This is a genomic window from Candidatus Chordibacter forsetii, assembly GCF_964187505.1.
GTDB lineage: Bacteria > Verrucomicrobiota > Verrucomicrobiia > Opitutales > Seribacteraceae > Chordibacter > Chordibacter forsetii.
Map to the genome: position 1 here is coordinate 1 of NZ_CAXLML010000201.1, position 5958 is coordinate 5958.

6 protein-coding genes, 1 tRNA gene and 1 other RNA gene are annotated in these 5958 nt (G+C 44.7%); 3 read left to right on the forward strand and 5 right to left on the reverse strand.

The annotated features are described in order from the left end of the window. From ACKPQ4_RS08835 to ACKPQ4_RS08850, 4 genes are all read right to left on the reverse strand, one after another. A partial coding sequence (locus ACKPQ4_RS08835; RefSeq protein WP_407680821.1) for an FAD-dependent oxidoreductase occupies positions 1 to 275 on the reverse strand: 275 nt, incomplete at its 3' end. Between the two features lie 34 nt (positions 276 to 309). Continuing rightward, the gene (locus ACKPQ4_RS08840; RefSeq protein ID WP_407680822.1) at positions 310 to 570 is read right to left on the reverse strand and encodes an acyl carrier protein; all 261 of its coding nucleotides are present in this window, start codon (positions 568 to 570) and stop codon (positions 310 to 312) included. Positions 571 to 593: 23 nt separating this feature from the next. Beyond that, positions 594 to 1838 carry a beta-ketoacyl-[acyl-carrier-protein] synthase family protein gene (locus ACKPQ4_RS08845; RefSeq protein ID WP_407680823.1) on the reverse strand — a complete coding sequence of 415 codons (1245 nt, stop codon included), beginning with the start codon at positions 1836 to 1838 and terminating at the stop codon, positions 594 to 596. Between the two features lie 71 nt (positions 1839 to 1909). Then, complete coding sequence (locus ACKPQ4_RS08850) at positions 1910 to 3496, reverse strand: sigma 54-interacting transcriptional regulator (protein WP_456151857.1); 1587 nt, start codon at positions 3494 to 3496, stop codon at positions 1910 to 1912. 124 nt (positions 3497 to 3620) lie between these two features. Between ACKPQ4_RS08850 and ACKPQ4_RS08855 the strand changes: the two genes are divergently transcribed. Continuing rightward, positions 3621 to 3697 (forward strand) — tRNA-Met (locus ACKPQ4_RS08855). 24 nt (positions 3698 to 3721) lie between these two features. Here the strand turns inward: ACKPQ4_RS08855 and ACKPQ4_RS08860 are convergent. Next, a complete protein-coding gene (locus tag ACKPQ4_RS08860) occupies positions 3722 to 4795 on the reverse strand; it encodes a hypothetical protein (RefSeq protein WP_407680825.1) in 1074 nt (357 codons plus the stop codon). 97 nt (positions 4796 to 4892) lie between these two features. Between ACKPQ4_RS08860 and ACKPQ4_RS08865 the strand changes: the two genes are divergently transcribed. Beyond that, positions 4893 to 5693 (forward strand): hypothetical protein, encoded by an 801-nt coding sequence (locus tag ACKPQ4_RS08865; RefSeq protein ID WP_407680826.1) that lies wholly within the window; start codon positions 4893 to 4895, stop codon positions 5691 to 5693. A gap of 43 nt (positions 5694 to 5736) precedes the next feature. After that, positions 5737 to 5922, forward strand: a non-coding RNA gene (gene ssrS, locus ACKPQ4_RS08870) — 6S RNA. Positions 5923 to 5958 lie beyond the last annotated feature (36 nt).

Genomic DNA, 5958 nt, shown 5'->3' on the forward strand with positions numbered 1-5958 from the left:
ATGCGTAATTGTCGGCAAAGCTTAAGCAAAGGAGAAGATTTTCCCGAAGAAGGCGAGGGGTAATTGGTGAGGGCATGTAGCCCAACATCAAACTTCCTGCCCTTGCGGGCATAAAAACTGTTCAAGCCTCCGACTACATAATGTTTTTCGAGCAGAATAACTTTTTTGCCAAACATAGCTAAACGAACTGCAGCGGCCAGACCAGCTAACCCGGCACCAATGACCACAACCTCAGTTGAGGTAATCTGCGAACTTATGGATTTGGCAGGAGACAAAGAAGGGTGGGGCAGGGAAACCGACCCCACTCAATCAGGCCGCGGCGCCCGCTTCGAACTTGGGAAGCAAGTAATTGGCACAACTATCCAGAGACTCGAGTTCACGATACTCTGGTTCGGGTACATCAATACCATGTTGCTTGCGAAGTTCCATGACAATGTCTAGAAAATCCATTGAATCTAGATCAAGCTGATCTCTCAGCCGAATGTCAGACTTGACGTCGTTAAGGTCTTCATCCGGAGCAATTTCCGCAATTATGTCGAGTACGATTTGTTTGACTTTATCTTTATCCATCAGAGCAAGAAAGTAATCATACCCTACGCTTCAAACTTTTTCAAGATAAGAACTGAATTGATTCCAAGCATACCAAAAGAATTGTTGAGAATTACCTTAACTCCACCCTCTTTTTTAATTGCCTGACCAGTTACTAAGCCTGGAAGGGCACAAGTTGGGTCAATCTCATCAACATTTAAGGTGGCATGAACCATTCCGTCCTCAAGTGAGGGAATGTTACCCGCTAGTTCAATAGCTCCTGCCGCTCCCATAGAGTGACCGATAAAACTTTTCGTATTATTGACCTTTGTACCAATACTTTCTCCAAAAAGATTGCGAATTGCTTTGCATTCCTGCTCATCCCCTTGAGGAGTTGAGGTGGCATGGGTGCTTACTAAATCGATGTCTTCCGGTTGCATATTAGCATTACTCAAGGCCTGCCTCATGCACTCCTCCTGCCTTACAGGATTGGGCAGTACATAATCGGTGCCATCGGAATTGATCCGGTAGCCTGCAACCTCAGCGATGATGTTTGCGCCTCTCTGGACTGCGTCATCTAAGCGTTCCAAGACATAAATACATCCACCCTCGCTAACCACGATTCCATTACGCCCCTTATCAAATGGACGGCTTGCCCGAGTTGGGTCTTCGTGAGAGGCAAGAGCTCCTTGGCTTTTAAAGCCAGCAAAGATACCGTATGCACGGATACTTTCACTAACTCCGCCAGCCAGGGCAAAGTCACACTCCCCTAGGCGCAATTGTTGGACTCCCTGGATAATACCCGCATTTCCTGCAGCACAGGCTGCTCCGATCGTGTAGTGCGGACCAGTCAGACCGAGGTTAACCGTAATCTCCCCAGCAGGGTTATTGGCAACCGTGCGAGGATTGTGATGATGGGTCCAATACTTGATATCTTCATCGTAATGATCAAATAATTGGCAAACCTCAGTTTCTGTCTCGACGTTTCCGTGCTCGGTGATTCCGAGGTAGATTCCGATTCTTGAAGGGTCTACTTTTTCGAGATCCAGATCAGCATGGGCGATGGCTTCATTGGCACAATAGATTGCGATGCTTCCCGCCCTTGTACCTACACGGATTTCTTTACGTTTTTGATATTTTTTTTGGTCAAAATCACATACCCCTGCTGGTTGTTCGCCCATGTTGCGAACAGGAAATAAAGAAACCCCACTCTTGCCAGCCAGAAGAGCCTCCCGGTAGGTGGGCAAATCATTACCAAGCGGACAAGTTAGTCCGATTCCGGTGAGAACTATTCTGGGAAGTTGATTCATTTGTTAAAAATCAGTCGTCAAATTAATGAAGCATGCAACGAAATTTGGCAAGCTACCAAAGAGGCAAATTTTTAATATCGTATTTCGTAGCTGTCTATCCGCTTGCGCAGAGTTGCCCTGGTAATGCCAAGTAAGGCAGATGCTTTTACCTGATTGCCACCACATTCCTGCAAGGCTCGTTGAATAATTTCTTTTTCCATACTCTCGAGTAAATTCTTATCACTCTTTGCCCTAAGGTGAGAATAGGAAATATTAAAACTTTCTTCTAGGGATATGGATGAAGGAGGCTGGGTATTACCGTTTTGATTTGGATGAGAAACCGGTTCTACACTTTGGGCGGTTTGGCCAAACAGGGATTTATCATGTGGGGGTATACCGACTGTTACTTCCCGAGGAACTGTATCATCTGTGTGGTCAGGTGACGGAGGATGACTGGCTTGCAAAGGTTTTGAGAGGTTGGGGGAATTGGATACAGAAGAAATATTTTCGGGAAGATCCTTTGCTAAAATCCTTTTGCCTTTGGATACCACTGATGCCGAGTGAAGCACATTTTCCAATTCCCTCACATTGCCCGGCCATTTGCAGGATTTGAGAATTTCCATTGCTTCGGTGGAAATCTCCTTGGTACCGGTGGAAAACTTTTTGTCCAAGCGTGCGAGCATGAAATTGACAAGTTCGGGAAGATCTTCCATGCGGTCGCGCAGAGGGGGAGTTTCAATACGAACAACATTTAACCGGTAGTACAAATCTTCACGGAAGGATTTATCCTTAACCATGGATTCGAGGTTTTTATGGGTTGCTGCAATTAGGCGGACATCGACTTTTTTGACCTTTGTACTACCGACTCTTTGAATTTCTCCTTCTTGGATAGCTCTGAGGATTTTGGTTTGGGTGGGCAGTCCCATATCTCCAATTTCGTCCAAAAATAAGGTTCCTCCGTGGCAAACTTCGAATTGTCCAGCCTTAGCATCGGTCGCACCAGTAAATGCCCCTTTCTCATGCCCAAAAAGTTCACTTTCTATGAGGTTTTCCGGAATGGCACCACAGTTTACTGCATGAAAGGGGGCATCTGAACGATGGCTGTAACGATGGATACAACGGGCAACCAGTTCCTTACCGGTTCCGCTTTCACCTGTTACCATTACGGTGGCCTCTGAAGCAGCAACTTGGCCAATTTTTTTCAGGACTTGCTGCATCTTTTCGCCACTACCCACGATGCCTTCCTCTAAATCCTCTTTATTTAAAAGACGCTTTTCTACACTCTCTGCACTGCCCGAGTCTGCATTTGCCTTGAGAGCTTTCGCCACCATGTCCTTGAGTTTAGAAAGGTCAAATGGCTTAAGTACATAATCAAAAGCACCGTGCTTCATCGCTTGGATGGCGGTCTGAGTGGTTCCGTATGCAGTCATTAGTATAACCAGTGATGTTGGAGCTGCAGTGCGTAAATGTTGGAGCGTTTCGATGCCTGACATTCCCTCCATCCGATTATCGAGGAAGATGAGTTGAGGGTTTTCCTTTTCTGCAACTTCTACTCCGTGTTCGCCAGAATCAGCCGTTAGAATGTGGTGTCCGTCCGGAGAAAGTACACGGTCTAAAGAGTAGCGGATCTCCGCATCATCATCAATAATCAGAATGGTTGATTTATCAGTTTTCAAAATAAAAAGTTTAATTATCAACTTTTAACCAATCGATAAGCGGGTAAAGCTCAAAACGAAAATTTTAACGAATCATTTGTTTGCGTTGACGGAGGCTTAAGTGAAGTTCATAGTTTGCCTCTTTCTTGCCAGGGTAGCTCAGGCGGTTAGAGCGTCGGACTCATAACCCGAAGGTCGGCGGTTCAAGTCCGCCCCCTGGTACCATTACCTACATTACAGGTAAATAGATTATTCCGTTTTGTTTTTGAAAAAACGCTCGAATAAACTCCCTTTAGGAACTTCCTTATTCTCAACCGGTTCACTTGTTTCGGCAGGAATAGGCTCAGATTCTATTTCCGAGGAATCTAATATATTGGGTTCTTCGATACTCTGATCCACGTTTTCTCCGCTGGGAGCATCTGTGATGGGTTGTTCCTGTTCAGGTGCTTGGGTAGCCGGTTGGTAAAGAGTTTCTTCTTTGATGGAAGTCTTTTGTTCGCTAATTTTTTCTTGGAGAAGAGATGGTGGGGCAGGTTGAAAGTTCTTACTCAGTTCAATCATGGGCTTTGGTGCCTCCGGAACATCATTGGTCGGCACAAGAGTTGCACTGCCTGAATCAAACAAAGGCTCTCCCTTTTGTTCTTTTTCCAACTGGTCTGCAGTCTTTCCCACATAGGTGCGAAAGACAAGGTCGTGTTCAGGGTGCAACCAAAACCTACCCTTTTTGTAGGTGTTTCCTTCGGCAAATGCAAAGGCACCAAACCATGAACGTTTGTTGCCGATTTGATCACAAACAATAAAATATAGTTTGCCTTTTTGCTGAGGAATTTCTCCTCTCATTTGCAGAGTGATCCAACCTTGATTTGTCTCGGTTAATCCCTGCACGGCTAATTGATTAATAATATCATCTCTGGTTAGGCTCCATTCTCCGTATTTCGGACCAGAGTCTGGATTATCTGCCCGGATAAATCCACTCATGCTCGAGCCATAATGTTCGGAGATCATATAGTTTGGTTTTCCAAAAAGAAGAACTTTTGTGAGTATCCCATCTTTTCCTGCGGTGTAACTTGACCAGTTCTTTTTAGAAACATGACTGAAACTTGTCTCGTGTTGTTCCTTAAAATATTCCTGATACTGATCGAGTTCCTCGATGTAAACCACTGGCAAAGGTTTGGTGGGTAGAGCCGCAAGCTCGGGTTTCTTTTCGACAGTGGGGGGAAGGGATGCAGCTTCCTCGGGTCCGGATTTATCATCTGAACAACTAAAGGCTAAAAGAAATAACCAAGAAAGGAAGAATAGACGATTGGGGAAAGGGGAGGTCATGGGCAGAAAGGGTAAGGTAGATATATGCAAACAAGGTAATGTTCTTATTGCAAGTTCGAATAGGAGTGGATCTACTTTGGGATATTAAATTTTGGTTATGAATACTTTGGCCTTTTGGTTGCCGCTTTTCTTACTTTTTCTTTCTGCTCTAGTTGGTGCCTTAATTAAGAGAAGATCTTGCGATCATTGCCTGAAAAGATTTGACGGCAATCAAGTCCTTTTGCCCATCGGTACGAAGGATTGGATATGTGGTAAATTGGAAGTTTTTGCACAGGGACTGGAAATATCCAGCCCGGAGGAGAACCAAATCCCCTGCGGTTTTGTACATTCGCGAATTATTCCTTCAAAAGAAGTGGCAGAAATTAGCTTATTGATCCGACAAGCTCCCGATCCCGACACACGGGCGGGCCTGGAGTGGAAAAAAGAGAGGCAGATGCTTTTAAACCCTCCCCTGAGAGTACGATTAAAAAGATTTACCTTAAACTCTTACAATATGTTAAGAGATTCTTTCGGGCAGGCTCTCAAGGCAATCATTGGGACAGTAAGTAAAGAAACGAGGTTGGGAAAAGCAAAAGGTTCTGATAGCCGATTCCATGAAATGCAGTCGAATTTAACCGGGATGGTGCCCAATGCATGGGAACCAATTCTCGAAAAATATCGAGGCAAATTAGTGGCCATCGAAAGAATGTCAGAGTCCGAAGAAATTTATGAATCTGGTATATTGGATGATTATTCTGATAAATATTTGCTCTTGCGAGATGTCAATTTGATCGATTCGGCGATTCAAAATGAGTTGGGGATGCTCGGTGGATCGACTCACTTGGGTTGTGATGTGCTTTATTCACGCACGCAGACTTTGTTAAGATATTCCCTGAAATCCCAATCCTTGCAGGATTAGAACGCAACTTGACCAAATCCAGAATTCAATTAGTTGTATCATTCGACTTCTGCATCGTTCGAGAAGTTTCATTCGTTCTTTTCCTTACTCCTAATTACTAGGGAACCTATCGACAATCGTTTGCAGTCAGGCCGTAAATCGGAAGACTAAGAGCGACGCGAGGGTACCCACCTGGACCTAGAAGGTCATATAACTTATGAATGCGATGAACGGCGAACGTGGAAGTCACCACTTTAAATCATTATTTAATGCCCAAAAGGGAAAT

What these genes read in the sequence shown, in the direction of transcription:
- ACKPQ4_RS08840 (WP_407680822.1), bottom strand. Translation starts at nt 570, where the DNA reads ATGGATAAAGATAAAGTCAAACAAATCGTACTCGACATAATTGCGGAA.
- ACKPQ4_RS08845 (WP_407680823.1), bottom strand. Translation starts at nt 1,838, where the DNA reads ATGAATCAACTTCCCAGAATAGTTCTCACCGGAATCGGACTAACTTGT.
- ACKPQ4_RS08860 (WP_407680825.1), bottom strand. Translation starts at nt 4,795, where the DNA reads ATGACCTCCCCTTTCCCCAATCGTCTATTCTTCCTTTCTTGGTTATTT.
- ACKPQ4_RS08865 (WP_407680826.1), top strand. Translation starts at nt 4,893, where the DNA reads ATGAATACTTTGGCCTTTTGGTTGCCGCTTTTCTTACTTTTTCTTTCT.